The organism is Actinoplanes regularis, from assembly GCF_900188005.1.
Taxonomy (GTDB): Bacteria; Actinomycetota; Actinomycetes; order Mycobacteriales; family Micromonosporaceae; genus Actinoplanes; species Actinoplanes regularis.
In genome coordinates this window covers 167504-183352 of record NZ_FZNR01000008.1, presented here as the reverse complement: position 1 = coordinate 183352, position 15849 = coordinate 167504, and the positions used below count along the sequence as shown (strand labels likewise).

General features: G+C 73.4%; 9 protein-coding genes. 1 reads left to right on the top strand and 8 read right to left on the bottom strand.

Going from position 1 to position 15849, the window contains the following annotated elements; translation table 11 throughout:
* Window positions 1-66: 66 nt before the first annotated feature.
* Window positions 67-1902 (top strand): caspase family protein, encoded by a 1836-nt coding sequence (locus CHC09_RS22250; RefSeq protein WP_179277221.1) that lies wholly within the window; start codon window positions 67-69, stop codon window positions 1900-1902.
* Here the strand turns inward: CHC09_RS22250 and CHC09_RS22245 are convergent.
* The 8 genes from CHC09_RS22245 to CHC09_RS22215 are packed head-to-tail and all read right to left on the bottom strand — an operon-like array spanning window position 1839 to window position 15848.
* Window positions 1839-3683: a hypothetical protein gene (locus CHC09_RS22245; protein ID WP_089295105.1), complete on the bottom strand. Its 1845-nt coding sequence runs from the start codon at window positions 3681-3683 to the stop codon at window positions 1839-1841. The genes CHC09_RS22250 and CHC09_RS22245 overlap by 64 nt on opposite strands.
* A gap of 9 nt (window positions 3684-3692) precedes the next feature.
* Window positions 3693-6353: a CHAT domain-containing protein gene (locus CHC09_RS22240; protein WP_089295104.1), complete on the bottom strand. Its 2661-nt coding sequence runs from the start codon at window positions 6351-6353 to the stop codon at window positions 3693-3695.
* Window positions 6350-6502, bottom strand: coding sequence for a hypothetical protein (locus CHC09_RS46430; RefSeq protein ID WP_179277220.1), 153 nt, complete (start codon window positions 6500-6502; stop codon window positions 6350-6352). Before CHC09_RS46430 ends, CHC09_RS22240 begins: the two co-directional genes overlap by 4 nt.
* A gap of 1 nt (window position 6503) precedes the next feature.
* Window positions 6504-8015 carry a TRAFAC clade GTPase domain-containing protein gene (locus tag CHC09_RS22235; RefSeq protein ID WP_089295103.1) on the bottom strand — a complete coding sequence of 504 codons (1512 nt, stop codon included), beginning with the start codon at window positions 8013-8015 and terminating at the stop codon, window positions 6504-6506.
* Between the two features lie 16 nt (window positions 8016-8031).
* Entirely contained in the window at window positions 8032-10395 is a 2364-nt protein-coding gene (locus CHC09_RS22230; RefSeq protein WP_089295102.1) for a GTPase-associated protein 1-related protein, read from the bottom strand.
* 1 nt (window position 10396) lies between these two features.
* On the bottom strand, window positions 10397-11554 hold the full coding sequence (locus tag CHC09_RS22225) for a TRAFAC clade GTPase domain-containing protein (RefSeq protein ID WP_203833163.1): 1158 nt from the start codon (window positions 11552-11554) through the stop codon (window positions 10397-10399).
* A 54-nt stretch (window positions 11555-11608) separates the two neighbouring features.
* Window positions 11609-14230, bottom strand: a complete 2622-nt coding sequence (locus CHC09_RS46425) for a hypothetical protein (RefSeq protein ID WP_089295100.1) — start codon at window positions 14228-14230, stop codon at window positions 11609-11611.
* A 13-nt stretch (window positions 14231-14243) separates the two neighbouring features.
* Window positions 14244-15848, bottom strand: coding sequence for an Hsp70 family protein (locus tag CHC09_RS22215; protein WP_089295099.1), 1605 nt, complete (start codon window positions 15846-15848; stop codon window positions 14244-14246).
* Window position 15849 lies beyond the last annotated feature (1 nt).

Sequence of the window (15849 nt, the reverse complement as noted above, 5' to 3'; positions counted from 1 at the left end):
GCCTGGTCGCGGGCCGGGCCTCTTCGCGCGTTCAGGCCGCCATCGATGGGCGCGGATACTGGTTCGATGGGCGACGTCTTCGTACTCCTGGCCGGTATCGATGCGTACGACGCGAAATCGGTGACCGACCTGCGCGGCTGCCGGAACGATGTCGTCGCCGCCGCGGCGTTCCTGCGCAGCAGGTGTCCCGCGGCGAAGATCGAGGAGCTGCACGACGCGGCCGCCACCCGCGCCGCCGTCATCGACGGGATCCACCGGCACCTCGGCCGGGCCCGTCGCGGCGACACCGCCCTCTTCTGGTTCAGCGGCCACGGCTCGGAGCTACGCGTACCGGAGGGCCTCCAGCACCTGGAGTCCGGGCCGATGATGCAGACCCTGGTCTGCGCCGACAGTCGCACCCCGGGCGTCCCGGACCTGCTCGACAAGGAGCTCTCGCTGCTGCTCGACGAGATCGCCGGGCGTGGCGCCCATGTCGCGGTCGTGCTCGACAGCTGTCACAGCGAAGGCGCGAGCCGGGACACCGCGCTGGTGCGCGCGGTGCCCAGCCTGCGCGCGAAGCCGGTGCGCCCGGCCCTGCTGCCGGAGTTGGGTGGACGCCCCTACGAGACGGTGGGCCGTTCGACGGCGCGGCACGTGGCGCTCGCCGCGGCCCGGCGGTTCGAGTTCGCCCTCGAGATGGAGCTGGACGGGCAGTGGCGCGGCGTCTTCAGCTGGGCGCTGCTCCGGGCCCTCAACCGGCTCGGTCCGGAGACCTACCGCGAGCTGCTGGTCGCGGCCCGGGTCGACGTCGAGGCGCGCTCGTTCAACCAGGTCCCGAGGCTGTACCCGGAGGTGCCGGGCCTGCCCGACCAGCCGTTCCTCGGCGGTGCGACGGTGCGGCCCGAGGCCGGCATGCTGATCCGGTCCGGCCGGCAGGGCTGGGAGCTGGACGCCGGTTCGTGCCACGGGCTGCCGCCGGCCGGCGACGACGACCTGCGGGTCGCGCTGCCGGGAAGCGGCGCTCCGAAGGAGGCCCGGGTGACGCGGGTGCTGACCGAACGCAGCCTGGTCACCCCGCTCGGCTGGCGACCCGATCCGGAGCGGCAGTACCCGGTGGTCTTCTCCCGGGTGCCGCTGCCGGCCACCACCGTCGCCGGCGTCCCGGCGGAGACGATCGGCAGGTCGCCCTTCGTGCGTCTCGCGGGTCCGTCCGAGGCACCTGAGCTGCGGGTGGTCGACGGCGTCCGGATCGAGGGGCCGGACGGCAAGGTGATCGACGGTTCCGGGCCGCTGCTGCCGCGCCTGGAGCATGTCGCCCGCTGGCGGCAGATCCGGGATCTGAACAACCCGCTGTCCCGCCTGGCCGGGGCGGTAAGCCTGGAGATCATTCCGGCCGGGGAGGGTGCCACGCCGATCGTGGCCGAGGGTGGCGAGATTCATCTGTGGTACGAGGAGGGGGCTCCGCCGGAGATCCTCATCCGTCTCCGCAACCGTACCGGCCGCCGCCTCTACTGCGTGCTTCTCGATCTGACCAGCGGATACCGGGTGCACGCCGAACTCTTCGAGGGCGCCTTCATCGACGCCCGATCGGACGGCTGGGCGCTGAACCGGCGCCCGGTGAGAGTCTCCCTCCCTCCCGGCCGGCCGGTGCGGCCCGGCAGCTCGGTCCGTGAGTGGCTGAAACTGCTGGTCGCCGAGGAACAGTTCAGCTCGACACCGTTCGACCTGCCCGCGCTGGACCGGGCCCACACGGCCGGTCGCGGGCCGATGGTGCTGCACGGACTGCGCGACGCGGAGCACGCCGGGGACGGTGTCCACGACTGGGCCGCCCTGACCGTTCCGGTGCTCACCACGGTTCCTCAGAAGACGCCGCGATGGACCAGCCCGCTGGCGATGTTGCGCAGTTGGCGGCGGACGGCGTGAACGGCGGCCGCCGGCGACCGGCGTTCCTCGCCGAGCAGCCGGTGCAGCTCCCGGTAGACCTCCGCGGCCGCCTCCGGCTCCACCGGGCCGAGCCAGCCGACCGCCCCGGTGAAACCGGCGGTCAGGAACGCGTCGGCCATGGCAGGGAAGGCGGCCCCGGGCGGAAGCACGACCAGCCCGCCCGCGCGCCGGATCTGCGCGGCCACGACCGCCTCCGCGGTCAGTTCGGTCCGCTTCGCCAGCAGCAGTGTGCCGGCCGGGCCGGTCGGGCAGTCCAGGTGCAGCAGGGTCGCGCTGAGCCGGGCCAGCACGTCGGTCGCGGTCGCCTCGTGCAGCAACTCGCCCCGCCCGTAGCGGCGCCGCAGGTCCACACCGTCCGCGCCGGCCAGCAGGACCGGCTCCTCGATGATCGCCCTGCGCTTGCGGCGGGCCAGGTCGAGCAGCTGCGTGTGGCCGGCGAGGGTGGAGACGATGGCCACCCCGGCCGCCGGCGGCCGATCGGCCACGAGCAGGGTGCGGCGCGGCAGCGTGCGTTCGGTGCCCGGCGAGACCTGCCCGGTGCCGGCATGCACCAGCAGCACCCCGTCCGGCTGGGGGACGGCCAGGGCGTCCGCGCCGACCGTGCGCAGCGCCGCGGCGACGCCGGTGGCAGCGTGCTCGTCGAGCCGGTGTGCCAGGCGTAGGAGCAGCGGAAACGCCTCGGGCGGCAGTTCGCCGGAGGCGGCCGTGCGCAGGCTCGCCCGGGCGTCGTCGGCGTCCTCCTCCGCGCCGGGACCGTCGTCGGCCCGGCTGCGCAGCGTCAAGGCCAGGGCCAGCAGCAGATGGTCGGCGGCCTCGGCAGATCCGGTGTGCACCACGGTGGTGGCCAGGGCGACGAGCTCGTCGGCCACGGCCACGTCCGGTTCGGCCAGCAGCGCCGGGGCGGCCTGATACGGGTCGTCACCCAGCTGTTTCCGCATGACGTGACGCAGCTCGTCGACCGTCGCGGCCGGTCTCGCGTCGACCGGGGCCGGCTCCGCGCGGTGTGCGACCGGTTCGTTCGCCTCGATCAGGATGACCGGGCGGTCCAGCGGATCCGTCCGCGCCAACCGGCTGCCGGCGGTGAAGAACGAGCCCATCCCGAGCCCGCGTCCCTCCTTGTGCAACCGCTGCATGGTCTGCATGGCCCGGGTCAGCGCGGCGGGGTTGACGCCGACACCGCTGAACGCCTCGACTATCCCGTCGGCCACCGTCAGCAGGGTTCGCACGGTCGTCGTGATCTGCGGCGACAGCTCAGGCTCGGCGAGCACCTGGCGGAAACACCCGGCCGCCGTACGCGCGGCCTCGACCTGCGATCCGCCGCCGGGCCGCAGCGCCGGCAGGATTCCGCCGGTACGCAGTCTGCCCACCGCCCGGCTCAGGTGGAGCTGACCGAGCATGAGCCGGCCCAGCGCGACCTGCCCGGGCGACAGCCGGGGACTGCCGAGGGAGCCGGTGAGCAGCTCGATGCCGGTCTGCCGATCGCTGTCCTGACTGCCGTGCGCCATGTATCGCGCCGCCAGCAGCGACCCCAGCTGAACCGCGAACGGGGCCCGAAGGGTGTCGTCCGCGGCGAAGTACCCGAGCGCCTCGGTCAGCGCCTCGATCGCCCCGGTCAGGTCCCGAATCGCCCCGGATCGCCCCGGCCCGGTCCGCCAGTAGCGGTCGGTCAGCACCCGGGCCAGGTCGTAGAGCGTGCTCGTGCGGGCCGGCCCGGTGAGCCGGGCCAGCTCGCGGCGCAGCTCCTCGACGTCGTCGACCATCCCGGCCCCCTACCGTCCCCAGTGGATGAAGCCGGCCCACGCCGCGACCTCGGCCGGATCCGTGTTCGCCAGCTCTCTCCGCAGGTCCCGCGGCATCTGCTCGGGCACCCGCCGGCGCGGGTCGAGCATCCACAGCTGCGCCTGGTGCAGGGCGTCCCAGACCGGTCGGCCGCCGGTGATCAGGAAGTGGTGGAACATGAACATCAGTACCGAGGTGGCGGCGTCCGGGATCGGCCACAGGGTCGCGAGCACCGAGCGCACGCCGGCGGCCAGGAAGGCGGTGCCGAGGCTGTACGCCTCGTCGTACCCGCTGATCGCCCGCCCGGTGCGGCAGCCGGCCAGCACGACCAGCGAGATCGCCCGTTCCGGGGCCCGGGCCAGCAGCGGACCGATCGTCTCGGCGGTCAGCCGCGCCCCGTCGGCGAGCAGCAGGTACGCCGTGCCCTTCCCCGTCGAGGCGAAGCCGTGGCAGGCCAGGTGCAGCATCGAGCCGGCGCCCGGTGAGGACGAGACGAGCCAGTTCCTGACCTCGTCGGCGGTGCCCGGGCCGCTGGGACTGACGCTGTCGTCCGGGCGGCGGCCGACGTAGCGGGCGCCCCGGTAGAACGCGCGGCGGATGCTGTACGCCTCGAGCCGTGCGGCCGGCAGGTCGGCGGCCCGCCGGGCGGTGTCCGGGTCACCGACGAACAGGCCGGTCGGCGCGATCGGCACCGGAGGCAGGGCGGCCGCGTGGCAGAGCATCCGAGCCGAGACGACCTGCGAGACGGCCACCGACTCGATGGCGTACCGGCCGTCCGGGCGGCGGGCCGCCTGCCACGGGATGAGGGCCAGACGGTCGGTCGGGACCAGCACGATCCGGGGTGGGCGGCCGCTCGGCCGGCTCCGTAGCCGGGGCAGGTACTGGTCGACGATCGGGCCGATCGCGGCGCGCCAGGCCCAGCGGCACAGCGCGTCAAGGCTGCCGGTGAAGGCCGTGTCCGGCCCGGGACCGGCGTCGGCCGGGCCCATGTCCCGCCGCGCGGCGGTGCGCAGGTAGTGCTCGACCTCCAGGTCCCGGTCCGGATGCAGGTTGGGCAGGGTGAGATAGCCGGGCGGCCCGTCCGCCGGCGCGACCAGCGCGTACCCGGGAAGTCCCTGGCGCCCGGGCATCAGATAGACGAGCACGTCGGCGTCGAGGGCGCGAAGCGCGGCGCGGATCTCGGGCAGGCCCGGCGGGTCGAGCAGCCCGAGCGTGCCCTGGCCGGTGAGCACCTGGAGCGCCTCGCGGCGCAGCACGGTGGGCAGCCGGTCGGGCTTGCCGGAGGCGACCGCGTCGTCCCATCGCGCGGCGAGGTCGCCGCGCCCGGCCGCGCGCAGCCGGGCGCCGACCCGGCCCACCTCGGTCGCGGCGAACAGGGCCAGACCCCGGCCCGCGTCCAGCGCGGTGATCGCCCCGGCAGGGTCCCCGGCCTGCAGGAACAGGCGCGCGGTGTCGAGCCCCTCGCGGGCCGCGTCGGCGGCCGCCACGGTCGCCGCGGCGAGGTCGGACTGCGTCATCACCCGGAACGCGTGGCCGCGCATCCCGTCCATCGAGGTGTGGTGCGGCGCCGTCGCGGTGCCGAGCCGTTGCTGCACGCCGGAGAGCATGTCGTTGATCCACGACCACTGTGGATGGTCCGGCCCGCCGGCCAGCTCACGGGCCTCGGCGAGCAGGGTCAGCGCCTCGTCGAGCCCGGCGGTCGAATTGGTGACCTCGGTCCGCCGGTACAGGGCCAGCGCCAGCCCGGCCAGATGGAAGGGGCGGCGCAGGTCGTCCGCGCCGGCCAGGGCGAGCGCCTCGCGCAGGTGGCCGATCGCTGTTTCGATCTTGCCGAGGTCGGTCTCCTCACCCCGGTCGAGCAGCAGCATCGCGGCGTGCGCACGGTCCAGCGCCCGGTCCGCGTCGGTGCGCAGCGGATCCTCGCTGCCGGGTGCGAAGCCGCGCGGGGCGCCACCGATCAGTGACTCCATCTTCGCGACCTGCTCCAGGGCGGAGATCCGCAGCGGATCGTCCTCGGGCAGGCGCTCGGCCGCCTCGCGCATCCGGCGCAGCGGCTCCGCCAGATCCTCGCCGCGCTGGTTCGCCGCCATCACCTCGGCGGCCGCGGCGAGCACGTCGCCGAGCAGATCGACCTGCGCGTTGCCGGGCCCGGCGGCGTCGCGCAGGAGCCGGAACCGCTCCGGCAACTGGCGGATCGCCGACTCGTCGCCGTCGTGCATGGCGGTCATGAAGGCGAGACCCTGACGCGCCGCCTCGATGATCGGTGCGGCCGGGGATCCGGGGCCGGCCTCGGCGGCGAGCTTCTCCACCTCGGCCAGCGCGGCGTGCGGGTCGTCGACCCGGTCCTCCAGGGTGGCCAGCATCAGCGAGATCACCCGGCCCCCGGCGCGCATGCCGGGCCACTTCGGGGCGTCCGGCGGGTCGGCCTCGGCGATGGCGAACACCCGCTCCACCCGGTGCAGCTGGGGAAGCTCCATCCGCAGGTCGCGCAGCAGCGGCCAGAGCAGGGCGGCGGCCAGGGTGCCCCGGCCGGGGGAGCCGGCGGGCAGCCGTTCCAGGGCGGCGATCGCCGCGTCGAGGTCACCGTTGCCGGAGGCGGCCAGCGCGATCTCGGCGTACCGCCGCAGTCGCTCCTGCGCCGGGTCGGTCATCCGGACCGCCCGGAACCGACGCCCGGGAGCATCCCGACCAGGCAGGACAGCAGGAAGATCAGGACCGCGGCGGTGAGCAGACAGACCACCGCCACCCCGGCGTAGTAGACCGCCCTACGCCAGCGCCGGTACGGATCAGCAACGACCATCTCAGTTCACCCCGTACCGGCTGAGCGTCCAGTGGAGCAGGTCCTGCACGCTCTGCTCGGTCCCCGCCGGCGTGTAGGACGCGGTGGTGTGGAAGTACCGCACCTCACCGAACGACTTCTCGATCGAGCGGACCATGTTCGCCATACCGACCCGATCGCTGAGCCAGCCACGCACCGCGTCGCTGTCGTCGCTGAGCCCGTCGCAGATCGGCAGGCCGGTGGTCAGGTCGCTCTTGGTGACCGCCACCGCCAGCGCCTTGTCGCGGGCCTTCACCCCCATCCCGTTCAGGTTCTCCAGCACCTGTTCGAAGATGTAGCTCGGCGCCTGCGTCGACCGGATCGACTGGTATTCGCGCTGTTCCCGCGGGTCGAGCGAGTTCCACACGTCCGGGATCGCGAACGGGTCGACCACGAAGACGAAGGCGTGCGCGCCGCGCAGGAAACGCCGTGCCTGCAGCCGTGCCGAGTCGCTGAAGTCCTCACCCGGTGGGTCGTAGATGTGCACGAGGCGCCGCACCCGGCCGCCGTTCAGGTTGAACGAGTACGCCCGGACCGCGTCCTCGGCGATCGTCTTACGGGTGTCACCCCGAGCGTCCAGCACCCGCTGCAGCTGCGCGAGGGCGTTCCCCGTCGGCTCGTCGGCGGCCGTCGCGGAGATCCGGTCCTGCCCGCCGGTCATGGTCGCGGCCAGCGCCAGCATCATCCGGGTCTTGCCCGCGGTGGTCGCGCCGAGCATCGGAATCACGATCTCCGGCGCGGTGCCGGCGCCCTCGGCCATCGGCGCCTGGCAGTGCGGGCAGTACGCGGTCATCCGGTGGCTGCCGAGCAGCAGCAACGTCGGCATCCGATAGCCACAGGCGCAGGTCCGGCGCAGCAGGCCGTACCGGCCGGGCCGGACGTCCTCGTGCCGGTGCGAGCAGCCGTCGTTGGGGCAGTCGTACGCCGGATAGACCACCCGGTGATGGCACGCCGGGCAGGTCAGCTTGATTCCGCGCAGCTGCGACAGCCCGGAGTCCAGCCCGCGCAGCAGGTAGAGCAGCCCCTTGGCGAGCACGAAGAGCAGGCCCCAGACGAGCAGCGCGCCGAGCACCACGAACGCCATCACCACGGCCGTGATCAGCGCACCGGCGACCACCCCGGCACCGAGGGCCGCGCCGACGGCCCGCCGGTAGTTGTTCATGCCGTACCCGAAGAACCTGCTCTTGAGCCAGGACTGCGCCTTCTCGGCCTGCCGGCGCATGTCCCGCCAGGTCAGCCGGGCGATCTGCCGCAGGTCCCGCCCGGCCGGGCCGGAGAGGTAGTGCACGTACGCCGGGACGTCGCCGGGTTCCGGGACCGGCACCGCCTCGTACGGCGTCCGCAGGTTCAGGGCCTGCCCGCTGGTCCGCACGAAGACGACGGTGCAGAGCACCAGGAAGACGCTGCTGGCGACGACCACCAGCGGGACGCTGACGATGAGGAAGAGCGTGCCGATCAGCGTGTACCAGACGAGGAGGAAGGCCAGGTAGAACATGCGTGCTCCTCGATGCTCAGCGTCGCCGCGGCAGGAAGCGCCCGATGCCCCGCGGCACCCGGGCCTCGCGCCACTCCGCGACGTGGTCGGCCAGTCCCTTGACCTTGCTGTGGGAGAGCAGCTGCTCCAGCGAGTCCAGATCGCGTGACCTCCACCGGGCCACGGTCGCGGTCAGCACGTCGTCGAGCTTCCGGGCGTGGTCCGGCTGGGGGCCCGTGAGCAGGTGGAAAGCCTCGAACGTGTGGGTCGCGAGGCCCAGGTCGGCGGTGCGCCCTTGCAGCCGTTCGGTGAGCCGCTCGCGGTAGCGCCGGCGGGTCTCCGAGGACACCTTCAGCAGCAGCTCGGACAGGGTCGTGCCGTCCAGCCGGAGCAGGATGGCCGGCAGCTGGCCGGCGAGCCAGGGGCCGGCCGGCGGCTCGAGCGCCCGGAGGTCCTCGATGATGTCCCGGGCCAGTTTCGGCAGCTTGCCGTCGCCGGTCTGCTCGGCCAGCCGCACCATCTTCACGGCACCCTGCAGGTCGAGGACCCGGGCCCGTGACAGAGCCGAGAGGCGATCGGTGAGTTTGAGTTTGGCCGCGAACCCGGTCACCGCGAGGTAGTGCGGCATCGCGCCTCTCGGCAGTTCCGAGCGGGACAGGACGTCGTCGAGGAGGCTCACCATGGCCGCCGAGGCCCAGAACCGTTCCGGCACCTCCCGGGCGACCTCGGCGGCTTCGTCCAGCTGCCAGCCGTGTGGCCAGAGCGTGTTCAGCATCGCCCGGTCCGGCAGGCCGGAGCCGCTGAGCCGTTTCAGGGCCGGGATCCGCCGTCGCGGGTCGCCGGCGGCCCGGGACACCTCCATCAGCCGTTGCAGCGGGCGGTGCGCGGCGAACTCCTCCTCCGGCACGGTGCCACCGGCCAGCCGGCCGGCGACCGTGAGCACCTCGCGCTCCCGGGTGGACAGTGCCTCGTCGAGCCCGCGGAGCACGCCCCGCCGCAGGGCCGGCACGCTGCGCAGCAGGGCGGGCGGCTGCCGCTCCGGGCCGGCCAGCAGCAGCGGGGCGATCAGGTCGTGGCCGTACGTCTCCAGCTCACTGTCGGAGAGCTCCACCCGGGTGCGCAGCGCGAGGCCGAGCACGTCGACCGTGTCCGAGTCCGGGGCGGCCCCGTCCAGCCGGGTGGTGACCTGCTGCCGGGCGTACCGGGCACCGTCCCGGGTGGCCAGGCGCGGAACGTCCGCGGGTGCCGCGGCCGGGTCGCGCAGGAGCATCTGGAACGCGCGGACCTCGGCGTCCGCGTGCAGGTGGCCGTCCCGTGTCCCGGCCGCGACACCGACCAGGACCAGGCACTGCGGCAGGGTGAGCGCCTCGTGGTCGAGGCACTCCTCGGTGATCTGAGTGACCGTCTCCGGCTCCAGCCGGCCGGCGTTGCCGGGCAGCCAGCCCAGGACCGTGGCCAGGTCACCGGCGTTCACCGGCAGCCGGGCGCAGAGCGCGGCGGCCACGGCCACCGGGTACCAGCCGTCGAAGTCGTCCTCGGCGCCGGCGGCGAGCTGCTCGGCCTGCTCCCAGAGCAGTCGCGCGTCCTGCGGGCCGGTCGCGGTGAGCAGCTCGGCCAGCGGATGCGTCGAGCCCTCCGACTCGACCCCGCCGACCAGGTCGAAGACGGCGAAACTCCGCAGCGTCGACTCGGTCACCGTGAAATCGCTGGTCGGCACCGTGCCGACCAGGTGTTCCCGGCCACGGCCGGGACGGTACTGGTAGGTGGCGAACGCGAACCGCCCGATCAGTACCGGCGGGAGCAGTTCGCAGAGGGCGGCGATCCAGCGGGCCACCTCCGCGCTCTCCTCGGCCACCAGGATCACCGGCCGGTCGCCGGCGACGATCGCCCGCTCGACCGCGGTGAGCATCCCGGGCACCACGCCGCTGCGCCCGGCTTGCAGGAAGGCGTCGGCCCACGCCGGGTCGAAGGTGCCGGCCGGCACGGGCGTCAGCTCCGGCAGGTCGGTGCCGGTCACCTCGGTACGCGCCCAGAACGGCGCCTGCCAGAAGTCGATCGGCCGGACGCCACCGAGGTCGTGGCCGGCCGGGCCGAGGGCCAGCGCGTGCACGAAGTAGTTGCCGAAGCGCTGCGAGTAGTCGTTGCCGACGAAGACGGTGTTGGCCAGGATCGCCGGCTCGCCGTCGGTGCCGGGCAGGTAGCAGAGGTTCACCGGGGTGGCGGTGATCTGCTCGGCGGTCGGCTCATACCCCAGCGAGCCGGGCGGCTCGTACGACGTCGCCCGCTCGACCCGGCGCAGCACCGCTCCGTCGACGCCCGGGGTGGCCGCGTTGAACTGGAAGCCCGGGTAACCGGCCAGACCCGTTTCGCAGGAGGTGTAGTACATCTGCGGGACGCCCATCTCAGCCCCTTCCCGTCTCGATCACCTTGAGCCTGCTCAGCAGCCACAGGAACGGGTCCTCCACGCGGTGCGGCTGGATGCCGGACTTGGCGACCCGCTGCCGGGCCTGGGCCGGCTCCTTCGCGGGCGGCACGGCACCCAGCGCGGACAGGCCGAAGTACCGGTAGGTGCGGTAGTGCTTGTGCAGCAGCTGATCGATCTGCCCGCCCTCCCACTGGAGCAGCAGCGCCTGAACGTGGTCGTGCACGGCGAGACTGTCCTGCTCCGGGAAGCAGGCGGCGTCCGGCGCCGGCTGGCGCAGCGGGCTGTCCTCGGGCAGCGCCTCCCAGAGCGCGTCCACCTTGGAGAAGGCGATCGCGACCGGCACGTCGATCATCCGGTTCGGCCCGGCGCCCGGCAGTTTCTGGAGCAGCTCGGTGACCCGGGTGAGGATGTTGATCGGGCTGTCGCCCCGCGCCGCCTCCTGCTGCGAGCGCGCCGGCAGCACGTCCGGGTCGATGCCGAGGGTCTGCACCAGCCCGGGAACGGTCAGCGGATCGAGCAGCACGATGATGCCGTCCGCGCTGCTCAGGTAGGTGACGTTCTGTGCCACGCCGCGCGAGGTCTCCAGGTCCTCGCCCGCGGTGTCGAAGAACGAGAGCACGGTGTGCCGCAGCGTGCTGCGGAAACGCTTTCGCTCGCCGAGGGAGAACTTGAAGACGAACGGCTGGCGCCCCTGCTCGCCGGCGTTCGCCGGCCGGGTGGTGTCCGGCAGCACGCCCTCGTTGTAGAGGGCACGCTCCTCGTTGCCGAACTTCTTGCGGGTCTCCTCGTCCGCCCCGATCACCGCGGCGTCGAAGCGCCGGCCGACCCGGTGGATCAGCTCGTGCATGAGCACGGTGGTGTAGACCGACTTGCCGCTGAACTTGGCGCCGACCATCGCCACCATCCGAGTGTCGATCTTGCCGAAGTGCACCGGTAGCTGGGCATGGCAGTGCGGGCAGATCTGGACGGTCGCCGCGTTGCCGCACGCCTGGCAGGTCGCGGAGAGCTTCCTGCCGTTTCCCTCCACCACCGGCAGCACGACCATCTGGTCGCCGAGCGCGACCCGGACCGGGTCGGGCGCCGCCTCGCAGAACCTGCCGTCCGCCGCCCGCATTCCGCTGCAGCGAAACCGCATCTCCTTTTCGGCGAACGGCCGGTAACAGTACGGACAGGTCAGTTTCGCCATGGTTCAGCCGCCCCCCGGAACGCCCTTGAGCACCACGTCCGGCCCGTGGCCGGAGTGGTCGTCGACGAAACAGCCGAGGCGGTACGGCCCACGTGTGGCCTGCACCGGAACCTCCACCGAGACCGGCCGGCCCGGCTCCAGGCGCTGTGCCGGAATCCGCGCGACCGGGGTCCCCTGCTCCGGCCGTAGCGGCACCACCCGCCCCGGCGACTGGACCACCACCAGGTTCGGCAGTGGACAGGGCTGGTCGCTGGTCAGCTCCAGCCGGGTCTTCCGGCGGAACGTGCCGGCCTGCACGAACCGGTAGTTCACCGGCACGCCGCTGCCGGCGACCCGGGCGCCCACCGGGCTGCCCACGGTCTCGCCCTCGCCGTCCCGGCTCACCGTGGCCACCGAGATCCGCACGGGCCCGACGCCCGTGGTGAGTTGCAGCCCGCCGTCGTCGCGGTAGGCGCGCAGCCAGCAGTCCACCTGCTCGGCCCGCTCGGGCGAGCCGTCCTCCGGCCACCAGTGGACCCGCACCAGCGCGACGCCGTCCGGCCAGGTCCAGCTGAGCCGGACGACCGGTCCGGCGCGGCGGGCCCGCAGGTCGGTGACGGGCGCGATGTTGGTCACCGAGACGGTCGGGCCGACGATCGCCCGCCCACCGCCGGAGCTGAAGGCGGTGACGAAGAGCCGCCCGGCGGGCATGGGCAGGACGAGCGCGGCGCGGCGGTTCGCCACCGGGTCCGTCCGCCCCACCAATTCCTTCCCGTACGACGTCAGCTCCGCACCGGTGATCTCGGCGCCTCGGCTCCAGCGGGGCCGGTGCGTCGACGAGCGCAACGTCACCTCGCCGCTCGCGGGCAACGTCCAGGCCAGCCGCAGCCGCCCCGGATCCTGGCCCGGCAGCGGCTCGACGGCCAGGTCGGGCACCTCTTTCGGGGCCGCCTGCGGGGTGGCCGTGACGGTGATCCCGGCCGACAGCGCCGGATAACCGGCCCGGATCAGGTAGCGGTACTCGACCCCCGGCTCCAGGTCCTCGTCGGAGAAACCGTTGCGGCCGGCCTTCACCGGGATCCCGTCCGGCTCGCGCAGCACCGTGCAGCCGGTGACGTCCGGGCGAGCCGACCAGGTGACCCGGACGCTCGACTCGTCGGCGACCGCGCTGACCCCGGTGACCTCGGGCAGCAGCGAGACCGGCCCGGCCGTGGCGCCCGGCGACCAGACGCCGTCCGAGCGGCTCGCGAAGACGGTGTAGTGCAGGTCGTCGCCGGCCGGGGCGCGGGTGTCGGCCAGTTCGTTGCCGTCGGTCCGGCCGATCACGTCACCGTCGGTGGCCGATCCGGCCGGCCGCTGCCGGGTCCGGACCACCTGGTACGCGATCCCGCCGGTCCGGGCCGGGCTCGGCGTCCAGCTGATCGTGACCCGGTCACCGGCCGCCGTGCCGGCTCGCACGGCCGGTGCCGGTGGCGGGGCCAGCATGCGCAGCCGTCCGGCCAGGTCGGTGTCGTCGGCGGCCTCCCGGACCGCGGTGGCGAGCAGCTCGGCCGCGTGCTCCGGCCGGCCCGCGGCGATCTCCCGCTGGGCCCGGGAAGCCAGCTCGTCCACCCGCCCGGCGGCCGCCCGGACCCGGTCGCGCACCTCCGCGCCCTGGTCGGCGGGCATGGCGAGGACCAGCCGTTCAGCCGCGCGCAGCGAGCCGGCGCCGAGCAACTCCTCGACCTCGGCGGCCACGTCCCGCTGGACGGGCACGACACCGCCCCGGTTGAGGACGGCGAGCGCGAACTCCTCGGCCTCCTCGCGCTGCAGCCCGAGCCGGTTCGCCTCCCGGGCCACCACGCGCAGCTTGCCCAGGCCGGCGGCCGGCCGGACGGCCTCGGTGAGCTCCCAGAGCACGAGCTGGTCGAGGGTGCCGTCGCGGAGCGCGGCGGTCATCGCGGTCAGCAGGTTGTCGGTGGCGGTCTTCCGATCGTCCTGCTTCCCCCGCTCGATGCGTTCGCGCACGACGCCGAAGCGGTCGGCGGTCAGCGGGCGGCCGTCCACCCGGAGACCGGCGCGCAGGGTGAAGTCGACGGCCGGTCTACCGTCCGCCAGCACGTGCAGTGAGAGCGGCAGGCCCAGGGTGCGGATGCTGCGCAGCACCGTGCTGCCCCGGGCCGGCGGGCTCTCCGGCAGCGGCCACAACTCGTCGATCACCCGGATCCGGCGCCGGCCGAGCAGGGCGCGCAGCTTGGCCTCGGTGGCCGCGCCGCCACCGAGCCGGGCGGCGGTCGCGGTCAGCGCGGCCGCGGACACCACCGGATCGCCGGCCAGATCCTTGACGATCTCCTCCAGGGCCGCGCCGGTCGCCTGCGCGACCCGCTCCCGGTCCTTGAGGAAGTGTTCGGCGGAGAGCAGGTCGCTCTCCGCCAACTGCCGGTGGGCGGCGTTCAGCGCCTCGACGATCTTGCGGTACGCGATCCGCTGGGTACCCAGCTGCCGCCAGTACTTGACGACCGTGGTGAGGTGCGCGTCGAAGGCGTCGCCGCGGGGTGGCCGGCCGGGGTCGATGCCGTACCGCAGCAGGAGATCCGCCGGCGGGGTGTTCCCGTTCTTCCGGGCCGGATCGAGCACCTCCTCCCGGTACCGCTCGGAGTCGAACATCGGCCGGCCGGCCTCACGCCGAGACGTTGTAGCGAGCCACCGCGGTGCGCGCCGCGTGCACCTGCTCGTCGCTCAGACCGCCCCGGATCTGCACCTCGATGTGCAGGTCCTGCCGGGTCTTGAGCTCGACGGCGTGCACCCGGAGCAGGCCGTCGGCCGCCATCTGGAAGCTGATGTCGATCGGCGAGTTCTCCGGCAGCGGCGGCAGGCCGCTGATCAGGCCCTCGGCGATGTGCTCGTTGTCCTCCAGCGCCTCCGACTCGACGGAACCGGACTGTTCCCAGATCTCCACCGAGATCTCGATCTGGTTCGGGTACGCCGTACCGAAGCGCTGCGGCTCGGTCTCGGCGGGCAGCGGCGTGTTGGCCCGCAGCACGTGCTCGATCGTGTAGTGCTCCCGGCCGCCCTCGCGGTTGACGACCTTGACGCCGAAGGCGCGCGGGACCACGGTGGCCACCCGTTTGCCGGCCAGCGCCCGCACCTTCTCCACCGGGATGTTGAGCTGCTCGGCCACCTCCTCGACGACCTCGGCCGGCGCCTCGCCGCCCTCCTCGGGCAGGTGCACCTTGATCGATTCGATCAGGGCGTACCGGGCCGCGCCCTTGGCGACGGCCAGGTCGGGGTCGTGCATCCGGGGCTTGAGGCCGAGCCCTTCCAGTACGGCGGTGACGGCGGGCATCCGGCTGGAGCCGCCGACCAGCAGGACGTCGTCGAACTCGGTGATGCCCCGGTCGGCGGCCGTCCGCAGGGTGCGCCGGGTGATCGTGGCGGTGCGCTCCACCAGCTCGGCGGTGAGCTCCTCGAACTTCTCCCGGGTGACCTCGATCTGCGAGGTGTCGCCGCCGAAGCGGGCGTTGAACCGGCGGCTCTGCATCCGGCTCAGCTGCTTCTTGATGTCCTCGGCACCGGCCGCCAGGCTCTGCAGGAACTCCTCGTCGTCGGCCGCCTCGGTGCCCGGGTGCTCGGCCAGGAACTGCTCCAGCAGGTACTCCGCGAGGCGGTCGTCCCAGTCGGCGCCGCCCAGGTGGTGGTCGCCGTCGGTGCAGACGACCTGGATCTCCTCGGGTGAGACCTTGATGACCGTGGTGTCGAAGGTGCCGCCGCCCAGGTCGTACACGAAAATGGTCTTCGTCCCGCCGGCGGAGATCGCGTCGTAGTGCAGGGCGGCCGCGACCGGTTCGTCCACGATGCTCAGTACGTTGAGCCCGGCGATCTCCCCGGCCTTGCGGGTGGCGTTGCGCTCGGCGACCCCGAAGTACGCCGGGACGGTGATCACCACGTCCCGGACCTCCTCGCCGAGGTTCTCACCCGCGGCGTCGGCCAGCTCGCGGAGGATCAGCGCGGAGATCGACTCGGGGCTGTGCGCCTGGCCGTGCACGGTGATCTCGAAGGACTTGCCCATCTGCCGCTTGATCAGCGAGACCACCAGATCCGGCTGGATCTTCGCGACCGCCTTCGCCTCCTTGCCGACGACCACGTTGTCCGGGCTCTCGAAGTACACGACCGACGGTGTGGTGTCGTCACCGGGCCGGTTCTTGATGATCGCCGGCCGTCCGGTGTCGTCGATGTGGGCGACGCAGGAGTAGGTCGTGCCCAGGTCGATGCCGAAGGTGGCCATG